This is a genomic window from Escherichia sp. HH26CH (assembly GCF_009820205.1).
In the GTDB taxonomy this organism is placed as follows: domain Bacteria; phylum Pseudomonadota; class Gammaproteobacteria; order Enterobacterales; family Enterobacteriaceae; genus Escherichia; species Escherichia coli_F.
On the sequence record NZ_VNXM01000038.1, the window covers coordinates 1 to 18551 of the forward strand.

Below are 18551 nucleotides of genomic sequence, written 5' to 3' on the forward strand. Positions count from 1 at the left end.
TTTTTCGTCTTGCGACGTTAAGAATCCGTATCTTCGAGTGCCCACACAGATTGTCTGATAAATTGTTAAAGAGCAGTTGCGACGCGGCTTTCAGCTCACTGTCGCGAGGTGGCGTATATTACGCTTTCCTCTTTCAGAGTCAACCCTGAATTTCAGGATTTTTTCTCTTCAACCGAACCGGCTGTTTGTGTGAAGTGATTCACATCCGCCGTGTCGATGGAGGCGCATTATAGGGAGTCGTCTCAGGAAGACAAGCGGAAAAATGCATTTTTATTTCAACCGCTCATCTTTTAATCATTACGCCGGTTTTTGCTGCTTTTTTATCGCTTGCGGCAGGTCTGCCAGGCTATTTAACACCCAATCCGCCGCGTTTTCTGCTTCAGGCGTAATAGGTTTTCCCGTACGCACCAGCACTTTTGTTCCCACGTTCGCCGCAGCCGCTGCCTGCATATCTTCTAATTTATCGCCCACCATATAAGAAGCGGCCATATCAATATGCAAATAATCGCGTGCTGACAAAAGCATCCCCGGATGTGGTTTGCGGCAGTCGCAGACCTGGCGAAACTCTTCAACACTACCCTGCGGATGATGCGGGCAATAATAGATACCATCCAGATCGACATCGCGGTCCGCCAGCGACCAGTCCATCCACTCGGTCAGCGTTTCAAACTGTGCTTCAGTAAATTTACCGCGAGCAATGCCAGACTGGTTGGTTACTACCACCAGCGCAAAGCCCATTTTTTTTAGCTCGCGCATGGCGTCAATAACACCGTCGATAAATTCAAAGTTGTCGATCTCATGGACATAGCCGTGATCGACATTAATGGTGCCATCACGGTCAAGAAAAATTGCGGGTACGCTCTTCGCCACCTTTTATAGCTCCTTAATAAGGCATGTGACGCTAGTATCGCATGTTTCGACCTGCAAGAAAGTGCTCTTCGCATAAACCTGATTGATTTAGACGTCTGGATGCCTTAACATCCATTTCATTGACGGCTTTGACCGTTTCAGGCATTCGAAATGCCACGACTAACTTAATGACGATAATAAATAATCAATGATAAAACTTTCGAATATCACCAAAGTGTTCCACCAGGGCACCCGCACCATCCAGGCGTTGAACAACGTCAGCCTGCATGTGCCAGCTGGACAAATTTATGGCGTTATCGGTGCCTCAGGTGCGGGTAAAAGTACGCTTATCCGTTGTGTAAACCTGCTGGAGCGCCCAACCGAGGGTAGCGTGCTGGTCGATGGTCAGGAACTGACCACGCTGTCAGAATCCGAGTTGACCAAAGCTCGCCGCCAGATTGGTATGATTTTCCAGCATTTTAACCTGCTCTCTTCGCGCACTGTTTTTGGCAACGTGGCACTGCCGCTGGAGCTGGACAACACGCCGAAAGACGAGATTAAACGTCGCGTGACAGAATTACTGTCATTGGTTGGTCTTGGCGATAAGCATGATAGTTACCCGTCTAACCTTTCCGGTGGGCAGAAACAACGTGTGGCGATTGCCCGTGCGTTAGCCAGCAATCCCAAAGTATTGCTGTGTGATGAGGCCACCAGCGCGCTGGACCCGGCAACAACACGTTCTATTCTCGAACTGCTGAAAGACATCAATCGTCGTCTGGGTTTGACGATTCTGTTGATCACCCACGAAATGGACGTTGTGAAGCGCATTTGTGATTGCGTGGCGGTGATCAGTAATGGCGAGTTGATCGAGCAGGACACGGTAAGTGAAGTGTTCTCGCATCCGAAAACGCCGCTAGCGCAGAAGTTTATTCAGTCGACCCTGCATCTGGATATCCCGGAAGACTATCAGGAACGACTGCAAGCGGAACCATTCGCTGACTGCGTGCCGATGCTGCGTCTGGAGTTTACCGGTCAATCGGTCGATGCCCCGCTGCTTTCTGAAACCGCGCGTCGTTTCAACGTCAATAACAACATTATTAGCGCGCAGATGGATTACGCCGGTGGCGTTAAGTTCGGCATCATGCTGACTGAAATGCACGGCACACAACAAGATACGCAAGCCGCCATTGCCTGGCTGCAGGAACACCATGTAAAAGTAGAGGTACTGGGTTATGTCTGAGCCGATGATGTGGCTGCTGGTTCGTGGCGTATGGGAAACGCTGGCAATGACCTTCGTATCCGGTTTTTTTGGTTTTGTGATTGGCCTGCCGGTTGGCGTCCTGCTTTATGTCACGCGTCCGGGGCAAATTATTGCTAACGCGAAGCTGTATCGTACCGTTTCTGCGATTGTGAACATTTTCCGATCCATCCCGTTCATTATCTTGCTGGTATGGATGATTCCGTTTACTCGCGTTATTGTCGGTACATCGATTGGTTTGCAAGCAGCGATTGTTCCGCTGACAGTTGGTGCAGCACCGTTTATTGCCCGTATGGTCGAGAACGCTCTGCTGGAGATCCCAACCGGGTTAATTGAAGCTTCCCGCGCAATGGGTGCCACGCCAATGCAGATCGTCCGTAAAGTGCTGTTACCGGAGGCGTTGCCAGGTCTGGTGAATGCGGCAACTATCACCCTGATTACCCTGGTTGGTTATTCCGCAATGGGTGGCGCAGTCGGTGCCGGTGGTTTAGGTCAGATTGGCTATCAGTATGGCTACATCGGCTACAACGCGACGGTGATGAATACGGTACTGGTATTGCTGGTCATTCTGGTTTATTTAATTCAGTTCGCAGGCGACCGCATCGTCCGGGCTGTCACTCGCAAATAACGTTCAACACAACATAAATAATTGAAGAAGGAATAAGGTATGGCGTTCAAATTCAAAACCTTTGCGGCAGTGGGAGCCCTGATTGGATCACTGGCACTGGTAGGCTGCGGTCAGGATGAAAAAGATCCAAACCACATTAAAGTCGGCGTGATTGTTGGTGCCGAACAGCAGGTTGCAGAAGTCGCGCAGAAAGTCGCGAAAGACAAATATGGCCTGGACGTTGAGCTGGTCACCTTCAACGACTATGTTCTGCCAAACGAAGCATTGAGCAAAGGCGATATCGACGCCAACGCCTTCCAGCATAAACCGTACCTTGATCAGCAACTGAAAGATCGTGGCTACAAACTGGTCGCAGTAGGCAACACGTTTGTGTATCCGATTGCCGGTTACTCCAAGAAAATCAAATCGCTGGATGAACTGCAGGATGGTTCGCAGGTTGCCGTGCCAAACGACCCGACTAACCTTGGTCGTTCACTGCTGCTGCTGCAAAAAGTGGGCTTGATCAAACTGAAAGATGGCGTTGGCCTGTTGCCAACAGTTCTTGATGTTGTTGAGAACCCAAAAAACCTGAAAATTGTTGAGCTGGAAGCACCGCAGCTGCCGCGCTCTCTGGACGATGCGCAAATCGCTCTGGCGGTTATCAACACCACCTATGCCAGCCAGATTGGCCTGACTCCGGCGAAAGACGGTATCTTTGTCGAAGATAAAGAGTCTCCGTACGTAAACCTGATCGTGACGCGTGAAGATAATAAAGACGCAGAGAACGTGAAGAAATTCGTCCAGGCTTATCAGTCTGACGAAGTTTACGAAGCAGCGAACAAAGTGTTTAACGGTGGCGCTGTTAAAGGCTGGTAATTTTTAGGCTGTTTCCACAATTTGTAATATCATTCAGGACGGGCGCTTGCCCGTCTTGTCATTTTTACAAGCTCCTGATTCAATATTGACGTTTTGATCATACATTGAGGAAATACTATGCGTGCTTTACCGATCTGTTTAGTAGCACTCATGCTAAGCGGCTGTTCCATGTTAAGCAGATCCCCTGTCGAACCCGTTCAAAGCACTGCACCCCAGCCGAAAGCGGAGCCTGCAAAACCGAAAGCACCGCGCGCCGCGCCGGTCCGAATTTATACCAATGCAGAAGAATTAGTCGGCAAACCATTCCGCGATCTCGGTGAAGTCAGTGGCGATTCTTGCCAGGCCTCTAATCAGGACTCTCCGCCGAGCATTCCAACCGCGCGTAAGCGGATGCAAATCAATGCCTCTAAAATGAAAGCCAATGCGGTATTACTGCATAGCTGCGAAGTTACCAGCGGTACGCCAGGCTGCTATCGTCAGGCTGTATGTATCGGTTCTGCGCTTAACATTACGGCGAAATGAGCAGTTTCCAGTTCGAGCAAATAGGCGTTATTCGCTCGCCCTATAAAGAAAAATTCGCCGTTCCGCGCCAGCCAGGTCTGGTAAAAAGCGCCAACGGTGAACTGCATCTCATTGCTCCCTACAACCAGGCCGACGCCGTTCGCGGCCTGGAAGCGTTTAGCCATTTATGGATCCTTTTTGTCTTTCATCAAACAATGGAAGGCGGCTGGCGTCCGACTGTGCGTCCACCGCGCCTCGGCGGTAACGCCAGAATGGGCGTTTTCGCCACACGCTCTACTTTCCGCCCTAACCCGATTGGTATGTCGCTGGTAGAGCTGAAGGAAGTTATTTGTCATAAAGATAACGTGATTCTGAAGCTCGGCAGTCTGGATCTGGTCGATGGTACGCCGGTGGTAGATATCAAACCGTATCTTCCCTTTGCCGAATCGCTTCCTGATGCCAGTGCCAGCTATGCGCAAAGTGCACCAGCGGCAGAGATGGCGGTGAGTTTTACCTTAGAGGTCGAAAAGCAGCTTTTGACATTGGAGAAGCGCTATCCGCAGTTAACGCTGTTTATCCGCGAAGTACTGGCGCAGGACCCGCGTCCAGCCTATCGTAAAGGTGAGGAAACGGGCAAAACCTATGCCGTCTGGCTGCATAATTTTAACGTTCGCTGGCGCGTCACCGACGCTGGTTTTGAAGTCTTTGCGCTGGAACCGCGTTAAATTCGCGCCCTTCTCTTTTGACATTTCTTTTGCACTGGTAAACTAAATCACTTTTTTTGTCCCAGGCTCGCCTTGAGCCTGCTCTACCTTCCAACTGGAACCGTAACAACATGCGTACTAGCCAATACCTGCTCTCCACTCTTAAGGAGACACCTGCCGACGCCGAGGTGATCAGCCATCAGCTGATGTTACGCGCCGGGATGATCCGCAAGCTGGCCTCCGGGTTATACACCTGGCTGCCGACCGGCGTGCGCGTTCTGAAAAAAGTCGAAAACATCGTGCGTGAAGAGATGAACAACGCCGGTGCGATCGAGGTGTTAATGCCGGTGGTTCAGCCATCTGAACTGTGGCAAGAGAGTGGTCGTTGGGAACAGTATGGCCCGGAATTGCTGCGTATTGCTGACCGTGGTGACCGTCCGTTCGTACTTGGCCCAACTCATGAAGAAGTGATTACCGACCTGATTCGTAACGAGCTGAGCTCTTACAAACAGCTGCCGCTGAACTTCTATCAGATCCAAACCAAGTTCCGTGATGAAGTACGCCCGCGTTTCGGCGTCATGCGTTCCCGCGAATTCCTGATGAAAGATGCTTACTCTTTCCATACCTCTCAGGAATCCCTGCAGGAAACCTACGATGCAATGTATGCGGCCTACAGCAAAATCTTCAGCCGCATGGGGCTGGATTTCCGCGCCGTACAGGCCGATACCGGTTCTATCGGCGGCAGCGCCTCTCACGAATTCCAGGTGCTGGCGCAGAGCGGTGAAGACGATGTGGTCTTCTCCGACACCTCTGACTATGCAGCGAACATTGAGCTGGCAGAAGCTATCGCGCCGAAAGAACCGCGCGCTGCTGCTACCCAGGAAATGACGCTGGTTGATACGCCGAACGCGAAAACCATCGCTGAACTGGTAGAACAATTCAATCTGCCGATTGAAAAAACGGTTAAGACTCTGCTGGTTAAAGCCGTTGAAGGCAGTAGCTTCCCGCTGGTTGCGCTGCTGGTTCGCGGTGACCACGAGCTGAACGAAGTTAAAGCTGAGAAACTGCCGCAGGTTGCAAGCCCGCTGACTTTCGCGACTGAAGAAGAAATTCGTGCCGTGGTTAAAGCCGGTCCGGGTTCACTGGGTCCGGTAAACATGCCGATTCCGGTAGTAATTGACCGTACTGTTGCGGCGATGAGTGATTTTGCTGCTGGTGCTAACATCGATGGCAAACACTACTTCGGTATCAACTGGGATCGCGATGTCGCAACCCCGGAAGTTGCGGATATCCGTAACGTAGTGGCTGGCGATCCAAGCCCGGATGGACAGGGTACGCTGCTGATCAAACGTGGTATCGAAGTCGGTCACATCTTCCAGCTGGGTACTAAGTACTCCGAAGCACTTAAAGCCTCCGTTCAGGGTGAAGATGGCCGTAATCAGATCCTGACTATGGGTTGCTACGGTATCGGCGTAACGCGCGTAGTAGCGGCGGCAATTGAGCAGAACTACGACGAACGCGGCATCGTATGGCCTGACGCTATCGCACCTTTCCAGGTGGCGATTCTGCCGATGAACATGCACAAATCCTTCCGCGTACAGGAGCTGGCTGAGAAACTGTATAGCGAACTGCGCGCACAGGGTATCGAAGTGCTGCTGGATGATCGCAAAGAACGTCCGGGCGTGATGTTTGCTGATATGGAACTGATCGGTATTCCGCACACTATCGTGTTGGGCGACCGTAACCTCGACAACGACGATATCGAATACAAATACCGTCGTAACGGTGAGAAACAGTTAATTAAGACCGGTGACATCGTCGATTATCTGGTGAAACAGATTAAAGGCTGATGCCAGAAAGGGTCCTGAATTTCAGGACCCTTTTTTACATGGATTGTATAAAATGGATAAACCAAAGGCGCACTGGTGCCTGCTTCTCCCCTGCTTTCTTTTACTTTCGGCCTGTACCGTTGATATCAGCCAACCAGACTCATCAGCCACAGCGGTAGATGCCAAGGCAAAAACATGGGCAGTCAAATTCCAGCATCAAAGCTCTTTCACCGAACAATCAATAAAAGAAATAACAGAACCTGATCTCAAACCCGGCGATTTACTGTTCTCCTCAAGCCTTGGGGTAACTTCATTTGGTATCCGCGTCTTCAGCACTTCCTCAGTGAGCCACGTTGCAATCTTTTTGGGAGATAATAACGTTGCAGAAGCGACAGGAGATGGCATCCAGATTGTTTCCCTTAAAAAAGCGATGAAGCATAGTGATAAGCTTTTCGTCTTACGAGTCCCGGATCTTACCCCGCAACAAGCCACAGAAATTACCGCGTTTGCCAATAAAATCAAAGATAGCGGTTATAACTATCGCGGCATTGTCGAATTTATTCCATTTATGGTGACTCGCCAGATGTGCTCACTGAATCCGTTCTCCGAGGATTTTCGCCAACAGTGCGTCAGCGGCCTGGCGAAAGCGCAGTTAAGCAGTGTGAGCGAAGGAGACAAAAAGTCGTGGTTTTGTTCGGAATTTGTCACTGATGCATTTGCCAAAGCCGGACATCCGCTTACGCTGGCACAGTCTGGCTGGATTAGCCCTGCCGATCTGATGCATATGCGTACTGGCGATGTCTCTGTGTTTAAGCCAGAAACGCAATTAGAGTATATTGGGCACTTGAAGCCAGGGATTTATATCAAAGCGGGTCGCTTCGTTGGGTTGACTCAGTGATAAAAGCCAGCCTCGTCCACAAAATACCGGATGAGGCGTGAGCGCCTTACCCGGCCTACAAAATCGTGCTAATACAAAATGTTGCATTATTGGCTGTAGGCCTGATAAGCGCTGCGCATCAGGCAATTTTTCGTTTGTTTCTGTCTCACGATGGCTTACTGCCCCAAACTACTGCAATCCTGGTGCGGGTAAAATTTACCTGCCGTATCGGGCGCAAATACTTTGGTCGGCGCACCAGTATCCGGATTAGCCTCAAGCGTAAAGTGACCTTCTACTGACAGTAACACCGGTTTCTCGCTGTTGCCGCGGGCAGCCAAATAGCCCCGTTCCAGCTCAGCGTTATTCGCTACCATGAAACGTTTTCCGGTCGCACAATCAGTAAAGGTTGCCGCATCAGCCATATAAAAATACATGCCGCGTAGAGTCATCGGCGTCACTGGCAGGCTGGATTTTGCCGGTTCCAGTGTATAGTTGAACTGCGATTCGATCGGATTGCCTTCACGATCGAGCATCTCCAGCGCATCTCCTTTCGCCCGATAATATGACTTTTCACCTTTACTGTCGGTTAATACCAGTTTGTCAGCGGTTCGCGCCCATGTACCGTAGGAGGCGAAAGAGGAAGGCTCTTCACGCGCGCCCAGATAACGTTCATTCATCACCCATGTTCCGTCTTTTTCGAGGAACAGTGAGGTTTCGATACCTTCGCAATCAGCACACGGCAGCACGCCGCGCCAGCTTTGCGGCATCGGCTTCAGTTCAGCGGCCTGCGCCGGGGAAAGCGTATCGACTTCGGCCCGATTATTACATCCCATCAGTGTAAAGAGGCTGATTACAGCCATCGCTGTCACTATCGCTTTTTTCACCATCCATTCCTTCTTTTTATTCCCGACCGCCGCGCACTTTGCCGCGCAACGCCTTCACGCTTGATTTTTGTGCTTTCGATACCAGCCTGCGCTCTTTTGATGCGCGGGTAGGTCGTGTCGGTCGCCGGGTTTTTTGTTCTGTTGTTAATTCTTTAATCACTGCCACCAACCGTGCCAGCGCCGCTTCGCGGTTCAGTTCCTGGCTGCGATATTCCTGTGCCTTGATGACAATCACTCCATCGCTGCTAATCAGATGATGGCTGGCAGCGAGCAGGCGCTCTTTGTAATACTCTGGCAGGCTGGACGCTCGAATGTCAAAACGTAGATGAATAGCCGTTGAGGTCTTATTCACATGCTGCCCGCCCGCGCCCTGCGCACGAATGGCGGTGATCTCAAGCTCGCCATCGGGGATAGCAACATGTCGGGAAATCATAATCATGAAGGTTGTTGCCAGGCGATTAAGTTTACTTCCAGATTATTCTTATCATCCGATAACCAAATCACCCCATCCTGAATCGTTGCCTGCAGCGTCATGGTACGATCGGCAAAGGCGCTCACTTTTGCCAGTTGCTCGTCGTCCAGATACCAGATGGAAAGATTGGCAAACTGCGCACATTTGCTCTGATTTTGCTGCCACCAGATTTGCGCTGCCCGACTATTATAGGCAAACAGCGCCACTTCTGCGGCCTGGGTGCAGGCTTTCTTAATCCGCCGCTCATCCGGCAATCCCAGTTCAATCCACAAATCAATGCCCAGATGATCATTACGCAGCCACGCTTCCGGCTCATCATCGGCACACAAACCTCGGGTAAATTGCAGACGCTCATCGGCATATTTCAGCCACGCCAGCAGGCGCAGCATCATGCGCTCCTGTGTTTCTGAAGGGTGGCGCGCCAGCGTCAGAGAGGCATCGAGAAACTGGTTGCGGTCGAGATCGGCCACATTAACCGTCGCTTTATAAATTGTCGCTTTAAGCGCCATAAGAAAACTCCTTTCGAATCAGGAGGCCATTGTAACGGAATACGTGCAGTTGCGACGCTGATATTGCAGAAATGAGTGTGGTATAGTCACCTTGCGAAACAGAGTTTATCTTCGTAGGCTTAGACTTGCATCCACGGTTAAGTCAGAGTGCTGACAGGAGGGCATGTGGAAAAATATTGTGAGTTAATACGCAAGCGGTACGCGGAAATCGCCAGCGGAGACTTAGGATACGTTCCGGACGCGCTGGGCTGCGTTTTGAAAGTGCTGAATGAAATGGCTGCCGACGATGCCCTTTCTGAGGCTGTCAGGGAAAAAGCAGCATACGCTGCGGCAAACTTACTGGTGAGCGATTATGTCAATGAATGATACGTATCAACCAATCAATTGTGATGATTACGATAATCTTGAGCTCGCCTGCCAGCATCATTTAATGCTGACACTTGAGCTGAAAGATGGCGAAAAACTGCAGGGGAAGGCCAGCGATTTAGTCTCCCGCAAAAATGTGGAATATCTGGTCGTCGAAGCTGCTGGCGAAACCCGCGAGCTACGTCTGGATAAAATTACCAGCTTTAGCCACCCGGAAATCGGTACGGTGGTGGTGAGCGAGTCCTGATTTACTTTCGCCGGATGCGACGTTTGATGCGTCTTATCCGGCTTTCACTTAACTAAGCGTTTCGCCGCCAGACAAAACTTACGCCATTCTCACCTTCAGCCACACCTTCTTGCGTCACAAATACCTCTGCCGCTGCAATCAGCGTTTCGCCATAAAACAGCAGTGGCGTGGTGTCACGCAACCACGGCGGTACGCCCAGTTCCTGCCAGATTTTCTTTAACTTACGCCCACCATTGCGCCCGACAATATGCAGCAATCCTGGCGCTTTGAAACGCACACTGACCGCTTCGTCTGCACGCGGAGGGCGAATATCGCCTCCCGCAGTAAGCTGTACACTTCCCAGCGCCGCCGGTAATTCCAGCGGTTGTAACCACGTCTGCCACGGCACAATGGTTTCGCTTTGCCCAGTGACGGATTTAATCCACCACAGTTGCGATTGATAGCGGCGGATTTCAAACGCCCCCAAACGTAAACAGGGGGAAGCATCTTCTCGCGCCAGCGCCACTTCCTGCCAGATCCTCACCAACGCGTCGCGGGAAGGCATCGGTGCATTCTGCCCTGCCAGCCAGCGGCGGATAATCGCCGCGCGACGGGCATCACTCATCGCCAGCATTGGCGCAATCTGCAGCGTCCCCTGCGGCGTTTGACAGTGTGCTAAATCATCTGCCAGCAGTTCATCCAGCAGGCTCTCTTGCTCAGCACAAAGTGCAGCGCTGCGGGCCGTTGCTTCGGCAAAATGCGGCCAACGCTGCTGCAATAACGGCACTACGCGTAGGCGCAGGAAGTTACGATCGTATGAGTCGTCCTGATTACTTTCGTCTTCAATCCAACGTAAACCATGCGCCAACGCCCACTGCTCCAGTTCTCCCCGTGTGCGGGCGAGCAACGGTCGGATCAGCCGCGTTCCGGCAAACTCCGAGACTTCCGCCATAGCCGAAAGCCCTGCAGGGCCGCTACCACGTTTTAACGCCAGCAGAAACGTTTCACATTGATCGTCGAGATGTTGCGCTGTAACCAGCACTTCACCAGGTAACAGGGTACGAGCAAATGCCTGATAACGTGCCTGCCGCGCCTGAGCCTCAATACCTAGCCCCTCTTGCGCAAGTTGCACACGCTCAACCACCAGCGGCACCTGCCACTGCTGGCAGATATTTTCACAATGTTTCACCCAAGCATCAGCGTTGGCACTTAAACCATGATGCACATGAATAGCGCGCAGGGTGACGCCCGGATTTTCCGTCCGCCACTGCACCAACTGATGCAGCAGAACGGTGGAGTCAAGCCCGCCGCTAAAGGCCACCAGAATCTGGCGTGAGATGAGAAGTTGTCTATTGAGAGTGAGTGTCATGATGGTGCGATTTTACAGTAGCAATGCCCGGCACGTTACCGGGCAAATATGGCGATGACAAGCCTTACTGCTCATACAGTTCCAACGGCAGTCCGTCCGGATCGTTAAAGAATGTGAAGCGCTTTTGCGTGTAGGGATCGACACGTATGGCTTCACATTTCACGTTATGGCTTTCAAGATGCGCCACTGCCGCATCGATATCATCAACGCTAAAAGCCAGATGACGCAGGCCGCAAGCTTCCGGTCTGCTGGGGCGCTCCGGCGGGAACGGAAATGAGAAAAGCTCAATCACATATTGCCCATTAAGCGCCAAATCCCCTTTCCACGAATCGCGCGCTTCGCGATAGACTTCGCTTTGCAGCGTGAAACCGAGAATATCGCAGTAGAAAGCTTTGCTCACCGCATAATCCGTCGCAATAATCGCAATATGGTGAACCTGTTTTAAACCCAGCATAACGCCTCCTTTATTTGTTAACAGCACGTTACTCGCCCGGAAGCCGCTCTGGCAAGTTATCCCGCCATTTTTAGGACTCGTACGCGGTAAACGCCATCTTCGTCCTGTTTCGCGCCGTGAATATCCGTTTCAAAGCCGGGGTAGCGCTGGCCCACTGAACAGAGCATCAGCAGAAAATCGAGTACCGTGCGGCTCTCCTCGGTCAGCATTTCTCCTGGCATCAGTAGCGGTACGCCAGGCGGATAAGGCAGGATCATATTTGCCGATACTCTACCGACCAGTTGTTCCAGCGCAATGGTTTCTACTTCGCCTTTAATCTGCCGTTGCCATGCCTGATGTGGCGTCATGATCATCTCCGGTAAAGTATCAAATGCTCGCAACATCAAACCGGGAAGATCGTGTTTACGAATCAGCTTATGGATCCCTTGCGCCAGATCCTGAATACGCATATTGCGATAAAAATCGGGATCTTCTGCATAGAGATCGGGCAGCATATTTTTGATCCGCAGGTTGAGATCGTAAGAGCGCTTAAATTCCGTCAACCCACGCAATAATCCCATTGCTTTGGTTTTATCGATGCCAATACTAAAGAGAAACAGCAGGTTATAAGGGCCGGTTTTCTCTACTACGATCCCACGTTCGTCGAGGAATTTTGCCACCAGCGCCGCCGGGATCCCCTCATCGCTCATATTGCCCTGCTCGTCCATCCCCGGTGTCAAAATAGTGACTTTAACCGGATCGAGAAACATATGATCGGCATCCGCATCGTTAAAGCCGTGCCACTGTTCGCCAGGCGCAACGGGCCAGCATTCGGCTTCATCCACCTGCGGCGGTTGCCAGATATCGAAAAACCAGCCGTCAGACTCTTCCCGCAGCCGCTGGACCTCTTTGCGAAAATGCAGCGCTCGTTCTACTGAACGGTTAATCAGCCGTTTGCCCGGATTACCACGCAGCATCGCCGCCGCTGTCTCAACCGAAGCAACAATGGGATAACTGGGCGAAGTGGTGGTATGCATCATAAAGGCTTCATTAAACGCCTCTTCGTCGTACTCACCTTTAATGTGGATCAGTGATGCCTGCGACAACGCCGCCAGCATTTTGTGGGTCGATTGCGTTTCGAAGAAAACTTTTCCTGCCACCCGATCGCCACTCATACCACTTTTGCCCTGATAGATCGGATGAAAATGAGTATACGGGACCCAGGCGGAATCGAAGTGGATCGAGGGGACATCCAGCGTCTGTTTGATCCAGTCGGTGTTGTAGAGCAAGCCATCATAGGTTGAGTTGGTGATCACCGCATGAACCGGCCATTGTGCCTGCGTGGTAGCAGCGACTTTCTCTTCGATACTGTCGCGGGTAAATTCTCGTCGCGGGATCCCACCCAGAATCCCCAACGCATTACGTGTTGGTTTTAGCCAGACCGGCACGACATCGTTCATCATCAACAGATGCGCCAGCGATTTATGACAATTGCGGTCAATTAACAGCGTACTGCCGGATGGCGCGGCGTACATACCCACAATTTTGTTCGACGTCGATGTTCCGTTGGTGACGATATAACTCTGTTCCGCGCCGAAAGTCCGTGCGATGTACTCTTCCGCTTCCAGATGTGGCCCGGTGTGGTCGAGCAACGAACCTAGCTCGGTTACCGAAATAGAGACGTCCGCCTTGAGGGTATTCCCGCCGAAAAAATCATAAAACAGACAGCCTACCGGGCTTTTCTGATACGCGGTACCACCCATATGCCCCGGCGTACAAAAGGTGTACTTCCGCTCTTTGACATAAGTAAACAAGGCTTTAGTGAATGGCGGGGTAATGTTATCGAGATATTCGTTGGTGTACTGACGCATACGAATGGCGATATCTTCTGCCTGCCCCAGCGCATATTCAAAGAACCAGAGCGCCATCCGCATATCCTGCACGCTGACATCCATCGTCGAGTGAGTATTGATGAAGGCATAAAGCGGGAGATATTCATTAAGTTGATTGATATCGCTACATAAATCGAGACTGTATTCATCCCAGTCAAAAATCACGCCGCATATTCGTGGGTTGTGTTCGATAAATTTCAGCAAATCAACGCTGTTTTGTGGCCAGATAATCTGAAAACCTTGCGCCACCAGCGCCGACTCCAGTTCTTTGATGGGCTCATCTTTATAAAAGACGCCATGCGGTCCCATAATGGCAATGATGTTCATGTGTTCCTCCTGGAAAATCCTTCCTTAATCATAGCCCGCTCAAACCATGGCGATAAAAAAGGGCCACCGAAGTGACCCTTTTCAGAACATTTGCGAATTACGCGTAACCGTAGCTCATCAGGCGCTGATAACGACGATTTTTTAAATCTTCAGTGCTTAACACGTCGAGATCGGCCAGATCCGCCAGCAGCTGCGCTTTCAGAGACGCCGCCATCGCTTCCGGGTTACGGTGAGCACCGCCCAGCGGTTCCGGGATGATGGAGTCGATCAGTTTCAGTTCTTTCAAACGCGGAGCGATGATCCCCATCGCTTCAGCCGCCAGCGGCGCTTTGTCGGCGCTCTTCCACAGAATGGACGCACAACCTTCCGGCGAGATAACAGAATAGGTGCTGTATTGCAGCATATTCACTTTATCGCCCACGCCAATCGCCAGCGCGCCGCCAGAACCACCTTCACCGATAACGGTGCAGATAGTCGGTACGCTAAGGCGAGACATTTCACGCAGGTTGCGTGCAATGGCTTCAGACTGACCGCGTTCTTCTGCGCCCACGCCCGGATAAGCCCCCGGGGTGTCGATAAAGGTGATGATGGGCATCTTAAAGCGTTCAGCCATTTGCATCAGACGCAGTGCTTTGCGGTAACCTTCTGGCGCTGGCATACCAAAGTTACGGCGAATTTTTTCTTTGGTTTCACGACCTTTTTGATGACCAATGATCATCACCGGACGACCATCGAGACGGGCGATACCCCCGACGATAGCTTTATCGTCTGCATACGCGCGGTCGCCAGCCAGTTCGTCAAATTCATCAAAGGCCAGGCGAACGTAATCCAGGGTATAAGGACGCTGTGGATGGCGTGCCAGTTGCGCAATCTGCCATGCACCGAGATCGGCGAAGATTTTACGCGTCAATTCTACGCTTTTTTCACGCAGACGATGCACTTCTTCATCGATATTAATATCCAGTTTCTCATCCTGGCGGCTAACCGCAGTCAGAGAATCGATTTTCGCTTCCAGCTCTGCAATCGGCTGTTCAAAATCAAGGAAATTCAGACTCATAGTATTCCTGTATTAGTCAAACTCCAGTTCCACCTGCTCCGAACCAATGAGGCCACGGAGATCGTTTAATAAACGATCGCTCGGAGAGACACGCCACGTCGCGCCAAAACGCAACCGCGCGCGTGCATCCGCCCTCTGATAGTAGAGATGTACTGGAATTGTCCCAGAGCGGTGGGGTTCCAGAGACTGACGGAGTCGGTTTAAAAGCTGGTCATCAATTTGCCTGTCCGTCAGCGAGATAGCAAGCCCGCGAGCATATTTTTCCCGGGCTTCGTCAATATCCATCACTTCGCGAGCGGTCATTTTAAGCCCACCGCTGAAGTCATCAAAGCTGACCTGTCCGCTGACGATAAGTATGCGGTCTTTTTCCAGCAATTGCTGGTATTTATCCAGGGCGTCAGTAAACAACATCACTTCCAGCCGCCCGGAACGGTCATCCAGCGTGCAGATACCGATACGATTGCCGCGCTTGGTGACCATAACCCGCGCAGCAACAACGAGCCCCGCAGCCGTGGTGACTTTACCACGTTCTGTCGGGTGCATGTCTTTCAGCCTTACGCCTCCGACATAACGCTCAATCTCTTTTAAATACTGGTTGATAGGGTGTCCCGTCAGGTACAGACCTAACGTTTCACGTTCCCCATCTAACACCACCTGCTCCGGCCACGGTTGGCAACTGGCGTAGGATTGTTCAATTTGTTCCGGCTCTTCTGCCAGCACGCCGAACATATCAGCCTGACCGATGGCTTCTGCTTTCGCGTGTTGATCAGCCGCCTTTAACGCATCGCCCAGCGAGTTCATCAGCGCCGCGCGGTGTGGCCCAAGACGGTCAAACGCCCCGGACATGATCAGTTTTTCCAGCACTCGCCGGTTTAACTTTTTGGTGTCTGTACGGGCGCAGAGATCAAACAGTTCACGGAAATAGCCGCCTTTATTACGGGCTTCGATGATCGCCTCAATCGGACCTTCACCTACCCCTTTGATCGCGCCAATACCATACACGATTTCGCCGTCGTCGTTGACGTGGAAATGGTAAAGACCGGAGTTTATATCTGGTGGCAGGATTTTCAGCCCCATCCGCCAGCACTCATCCACCAGGCCCACCACCTTCTCGGTGTTGTCCATATCGGCGGTCATTACTGCCGCCATAAACTCCGCTGGATAGTGCGCTTTCAGCCATAACGTTTGATATGAAACCAAAGCATAGGCCGCAGAGTGCGATTTGTTAAATCCGTAACCGGCGAATTTCTCCACCAGGTCGAAGATTTTCATCGCCAGTTCGGCGTTGATCCCGTTCTTTTCTGCGCCTTCAGCAAATACAGAACGCTGCTTGGCCATCTCTTCCGGCTTTTTCTTACCCATCGCACGACGCAGCATATCCGCGCCACCGAGGGTATAACCAGAAAGCACCTGGGCAATCTGCATGACCTGTTCCTGATACAGGATGATGCCGTAGGTTGGCTCCAGTACCGGTTTCAGGCTTTCATGCTGCCACTGCACATCCGGATAGGAGATCTCTTCGCGACCATGTTTACGGTCGATAAAGTTATCCACCATCCCTGATTGCAACGGGCCGGGGCGGAACAGTGCCACCAGTGCGATCATATCTTCGAAGCAGTCAGGTTGCAGACGCTTGATCAGGTCCTTCATGCCGCGCGATTCAAGCTGGAATACCGCCGTGGTTTCCGAGCGTTGCAGCATGTCGAAACTTTTCTTGTCATCCAGCGGGATCGCGGCGATATCCAGCGGCGGCTCGCCATTCTTCGCCCGCCGCTTGTTGATCATCTCCAGCGCCCAGTTGATGATGGTGAGCGTACGCAAACCAAGGAAGTCGAACTTCACCAGCCCGGCGTATTCAACGTCGCTTTTATCAAACTGGGTAACCGGATGTTTGCCCTCTTCATCGCAATAAAGCGGCGCAAAATCGGTAATTTTGGTCGGCGCGATAACCACCCCACCGGCGTGCTTACCAGCGTTACGGGTGACCCCTTCCAGTTTGCGCGCCATGTCGATCAGCGCCTTAACTTCTTCGTCCGCTTCGTAGATTTCCGGCAGTTGCGGCTCGGCTTCAAACGCTTTCGCCAGCGTCATCCCCGGATCGGGCGGGATCAGTTTCGAGATACGATCGACAAAGCCGTATGGATGCCCCAGCACGCGGCCTACGTCGCGGATCACCGCTTTTGCCGCCATTGTACCGAAGGTGATGATCTGCGATACCGCATCACGACCGTACATGTCTGCCACGTGTTCGATAACCTGATCGCGTTTCTCCATACAGAAGTCAACGTCAAAGTCAGGCATGGAGACACGTTCCGGGTTAAGGAAACGTTCGAACAGCAGGTCAAATTCCAGCGGATCGAGGTCGGTAATTTTCAGCGCGTAGGCCACCAGTGACCCTGCACCGGAACCACGGCCAGGCCCTACCGGTACGCCGTTATCCTTCGACCACTGGATAAATTCCATAACGATGAGGAAGTAACCCGGGAAGCCCATCTGGTTGATAACCTGAAGTTCAGTATCCAGACGCTCGTCATACTCCGGGCGACGCTTAAGACGTTCTTCCTCGTCAGGGAATAAAAACGCCAGACGCTCTTCCAGGCCTTCTTTTGCACGCTTGACCAGATAATCTTCGGTGCTCATGTCCCCGGTCGGGAACTGCGGCAGGAAGTATTCACCCAGACGCACAGTCACGTTACAGCGTTTGGCGATCTCAACAGTGTTGGCAAGGGCTTCGGGGATGTCGGCAAACAGCTCGCACATCTCCTCTTCGCTGCGCATATATTGCTGCGGCGAATAATTACGCGGGCGTTTGGGATCGTCGAGAGTAAAGCCGTCATGGATCGCGACGCGGATTTCGTGCGCGTCAAAGTCGCTGCTGTCGATAAAGCGCACGTCATTGGTCGCCACGACGGGCAAACCGCGCGCTTCCGCCAGCTCCACTGCCGCGTGCAGATAACTTTCTTCGTCCGGCCTGCCGGTGCGGATCAGCTCGAGAAAATAGCGATCCGGGAAGTGCTCTTCATAAAACGCAACGCACTCATCTACCAGCGCGCTGTTACCACGCAAAAGGCTGCGCCCGACGTCGCCCATGCGCCCGCCGGAAAGGAGGATCAGCCCTTCGTTTAATTCGATAAGCCAGTCGCGATCGATGATAGGCCCAGCGGCACCGTACCCGCGCTGATACGCTTTTGAGATCAGCAACGTCAGATTCTGATAGCCGGTATTGTTCGCCGCCAGCACCGTCAGGTGGGTTAACTCATCACCCAGCAGGTCGCACTGGACATTAAAATCTGCCCCGACGATGGGCTTAATCCCTGCGCCATGTCCCGCTCCGTAGAACTTCACCAGACCGCAAAGGTTGGTGAAATCGGTGATCGCCAGTGCTGGCATACCTAACGCCGCCGCCTTTTTTACCAGCGGTGCGGTTTTGGCCAGGCCATCGATCATCGAGTAGTCGCTGTGCACCCGCAGGTGTACGAAACGTGGTTCAGACATCTTCAGATTCCGGTTTACTT

At 52.1% G+C, this 18551-nt stretch carries 18 protein-coding genes; 9 read left to right on the forward strand and 9 right to left on the reverse strand.

Annotated features, from left to right (window positions below):
- Positions 1-297: 297 nt before the first annotated feature.
- Complete coding sequence (gmhB, locus tag FQ015_RS11995; protein ID WP_001140174.1) at positions 298-870, reverse strand: D-glycero-beta-D-manno-heptose 1,7-bisphosphate 7-phosphatase; 573 nt, start codon at positions 868-870, stop codon at positions 298-300.
- A 187-nt stretch (positions 871-1057) separates the two neighbouring features.
- On the opposite strand from gmhB, the gene metN reads away from it, so the two are divergent.
- The 7 genes from metN (at position 1058) to FQ015_RS12030 (ending at position 7522) form a co-directional block, all read left to right on the forward strand.
- A complete protein-coding gene (metN, locus tag FQ015_RS12000; protein ID WP_000593991.1) occupies positions 1058-2089 on the forward strand; it encodes a methionine ABC transporter ATP-binding protein MetN in 1032 nt (343 codons plus the stop codon).
- On the forward strand, positions 2082-2735 hold the full coding sequence (locus tag FQ015_RS12005) for a methionine ABC transporter permease MetI (RefSeq protein WP_001294600.1): 654 nt from the start codon (positions 2082-2084) through the stop codon (positions 2733-2735). Before metN ends, FQ015_RS12005 begins: the two co-directional genes overlap by 8 nt.
- A gap of 39 nt (positions 2736-2774) precedes the next feature.
- Entirely contained in the window at positions 2775-3590 is an 816-nt protein-coding gene (gene metQ, locus FQ015_RS12010; RefSeq protein WP_000874226.1) for a methionine ABC transporter substrate-binding lipoprotein MetQ, read from the forward strand.
- Positions 3591-3707: 117 nt separating this feature from the next.
- Positions 3708-4112 (forward strand): Rcs stress response system protein RcsF, encoded by a 405-nt coding sequence (gene rcsF, locus FQ015_RS12015; RefSeq protein WP_001202321.1) that lies wholly within the window; start codon positions 3708-3710, stop codon positions 4110-4112.
- A complete protein-coding gene (gene tsaA / locus FQ015_RS12020; RefSeq protein WP_000093999.1) occupies positions 4109-4816 on the forward strand; it encodes a tRNA (N6-threonylcarbamoyladenosine(37)-N6)-methyltransferase TrmO in 708 nt (235 codons plus the stop codon). Before rcsF ends, tsaA begins: the two co-directional genes overlap by 4 nt.
- 110 nt (positions 4817-4926) lie before the next feature.
- Positions 4927-6645 carry a proline--tRNA ligase gene (gene proS, locus FQ015_RS12025; RefSeq protein WP_001260696.1) on the forward strand — a complete coding sequence of 573 codons (1719 nt, stop codon included), beginning with the start codon at positions 4927-4929 and terminating at the stop codon, positions 6643-6645.
- Positions 6646-6697: 52 nt separating this feature from the next.
- Entirely contained in the window at positions 6698-7522 is an 825-nt protein-coding gene (locus FQ015_RS12030; protein ID WP_001353447.1) for a YaeF family permuted papain-like enzyme, read from the forward strand.
- A gap of 155 nt (positions 7523-7677) precedes the next feature.
- On the opposite strand, the gene nlpE is transcribed toward FQ015_RS12030, so the two are convergent.
- From nlpE to FQ015_RS12045, 3 genes are read right to left on the reverse strand one after another with little or no spacing between them, the layout of a single operon-like run.
- A complete protein-coding gene (gene nlpE, locus FQ015_RS12035) occupies positions 7678-8388 on the reverse strand; it encodes an envelope stress response activation lipoprotein NlpE (RefSeq protein ID WP_000239168.1) in 711 nt (236 codons plus the stop codon).
- Between the two features lie 13 nt (positions 8389-8401).
- A complete protein-coding gene (gene arfB / locus FQ015_RS12040; protein WP_000605341.1) occupies positions 8402-8824 on the reverse strand; it encodes an alternative ribosome rescue aminoacyl-tRNA hydrolase ArfB in 423 nt (140 codons plus the stop codon).
- Positions 8821-9366 carry a YaeQ family protein gene (locus tag FQ015_RS12045; protein ID WP_001185279.1) on the reverse strand — a complete coding sequence of 182 codons (546 nt, stop codon included), beginning with the start codon at positions 9364-9366 and terminating at the stop codon, positions 8821-8823. Before FQ015_RS12045 ends, arfB begins: the two co-directional genes overlap by 4 nt.
- 165 nt (positions 9367-9531) lie before the next feature.
- Here FQ015_RS12045 and FQ015_RS12050 point away from each other — a divergent pair, with 165 nt between their 5' ends.
- A complete protein-coding gene (locus FQ015_RS12050; protein ID WP_000417058.1) occupies positions 9532-9732 on the forward strand; it encodes a YaeP family protein in 201 nt (66 codons plus the stop codon).
- Positions 9719-9979: a Rho-binding antiterminator gene (gene rof / locus FQ015_RS12055; protein ID WP_000062318.1), complete on the forward strand. Its 261-nt coding sequence runs from the start codon at positions 9719-9721 to the stop codon at positions 9977-9979. The genes FQ015_RS12050 and rof overlap by 14 nt, the downstream gene beginning before the upstream one ends.
- A gap of 52 nt (positions 9980-10031) precedes the next feature.
- Here the strand turns inward: rof and tilS are convergent, their stop codons facing one another.
- The 5 genes from tilS to dnaE form a co-directional block, all read right to left on the reverse strand.
- Positions 10032-11327, reverse strand: coding sequence for a tRNA lysidine(34) synthetase TilS (tilS, locus tag FQ015_RS12060; protein WP_000176508.1), 1296 nt, complete (start codon positions 11325-11327; stop codon positions 10032-10034).
- 64 nt (positions 11328-11391) lie between these two features.
- Entirely contained in the window at positions 11392-11781 is a 390-nt protein-coding gene (locus FQ015_RS12065) for a VOC family protein (protein WP_000901098.1), read from the reverse strand.
- A 56-nt stretch (positions 11782-11837) separates the two neighbouring features.
- Positions 11838-13979, reverse strand: a complete 2142-nt coding sequence (gene ldcC / locus FQ015_RS12070) for a lysine decarboxylase LdcC (RefSeq protein ID WP_001021007.1) — start codon at positions 13977-13979, stop codon at positions 11838-11840.
- 97 nt (positions 13980-14076) lie between these two features.
- The gene (gene accA, locus FQ015_RS12075; protein ID WP_000055746.1) at positions 14077-15036 is read right to left on the reverse strand and encodes an acetyl-CoA carboxylase carboxyl transferase subunit alpha; all 960 of its coding nucleotides are present in this window, start codon (positions 15034-15036) and stop codon (positions 14077-14079) included.
- Between the two features lie 12 nt (positions 15037-15048).
- Positions 15049-18531: a DNA polymerase III subunit alpha gene (gene dnaE / locus FQ015_RS12080; protein ID WP_001294748.1), complete on the reverse strand. Its 3483-nt coding sequence runs from the start codon at positions 18529-18531 to the stop codon at positions 15049-15051.
- Positions 18532-18551: the final 20 nt, after the last annotated feature.

What these genes read in the sequence shown, in the direction of transcription:
- arfB (WP_000605341.1), bottom strand. Translation starts at nt 8,824, where the DNA reads ATGATTATGATTTCCCGACATGTTGCTATCCCCGATGGCGAGCTTGAG.
- ldcC (WP_001021007.1), bottom strand. Translation starts at nt 13,979, where the DNA reads ATGAACATCATTGCCATTATGGGACCGCATGGCGTCTTTTATAAAGAT.
- rof (WP_000062318.1), top strand. Translation starts at nt 9,719, where the DNA reads ATGTCAATGAATGATACGTATCAACCAATCAATTGTGATGATTACGAT.
- metQ (WP_000874226.1), top strand. Translation starts at nt 2,775, where the DNA reads ATGGCGTTCAAATTCAAAACCTTTGCGGCAGTGGGAGCCCTGATTGGA.
- dnaE (WP_001294748.1), bottom strand. Translation starts at nt 18,531, where the DNA reads ATGTCTGAACCACGTTTCGTACACCTGCGGGTGCACAGCGACTACTCG.
- FQ015_RS12005 (WP_001294600.1), top strand. Translation starts at nt 2,082, where the DNA reads ATGTCTGAGCCGATGATGTGGCTGCTGGTTCGTGGCGTATGGGAAACG.
- proS (WP_001260696.1), top strand. Translation starts at nt 4,927, where the DNA reads ATGCGTACTAGCCAATACCTGCTCTCCACTCTTAAGGAGACACCTGCC.
- FQ015_RS12045 (WP_001185279.1), bottom strand. Translation starts at nt 9,366, where the DNA reads ATGGCGCTTAAAGCGACAATTTATAAAGCGACGGTTAATGTGGCCGAT.
- accA (WP_000055746.1), bottom strand. Translation starts at nt 15,036, where the DNA reads ATGAGTCTGAATTTCCTTGATTTTGAACAGCCGATTGCAGAGCTGGAA.
- nlpE (WP_000239168.1), bottom strand. Translation starts at nt 8,388, where the DNA reads ATGGTGAAAAAAGCGATAGTGACAGCGATGGCTGTAATCAGCCTCTTT.
- FQ015_RS12065 (WP_000901098.1), bottom strand. Translation starts at nt 11,781, where the DNA reads ATGCTGGGTTTAAAACAGGTTCACCATATTGCGATTATTGCGACGGAT.
- FQ015_RS12030 (WP_001353447.1), top strand. Translation starts at nt 6,698, where the DNA reads ATGGATAAACCAAAGGCGCACTGGTGCCTGCTTCTCCCCTGCTTTCTT.
- tsaA (WP_000093999.1), top strand. Translation starts at nt 4,109, where the DNA reads ATGAGCAGTTTCCAGTTCGAGCAAATAGGCGTTATTCGCTCGCCCTAT.
- metN (WP_000593991.1), top strand. Translation starts at nt 1,058, where the DNA reads ATGATAAAACTTTCGAATATCACCAAAGTGTTCCACCAGGGCACCCGC.
- rcsF (WP_001202321.1), top strand. Translation starts at nt 3,708, where the DNA reads ATGCGTGCTTTACCGATCTGTTTAGTAGCACTCATGCTAAGCGGCTGT.
- tilS (WP_000176508.1), bottom strand. Translation starts at nt 11,327, where the DNA reads ATGACACTCACTCTCAATAGACAACTTCTCATCTCACGCCAGATTCTG.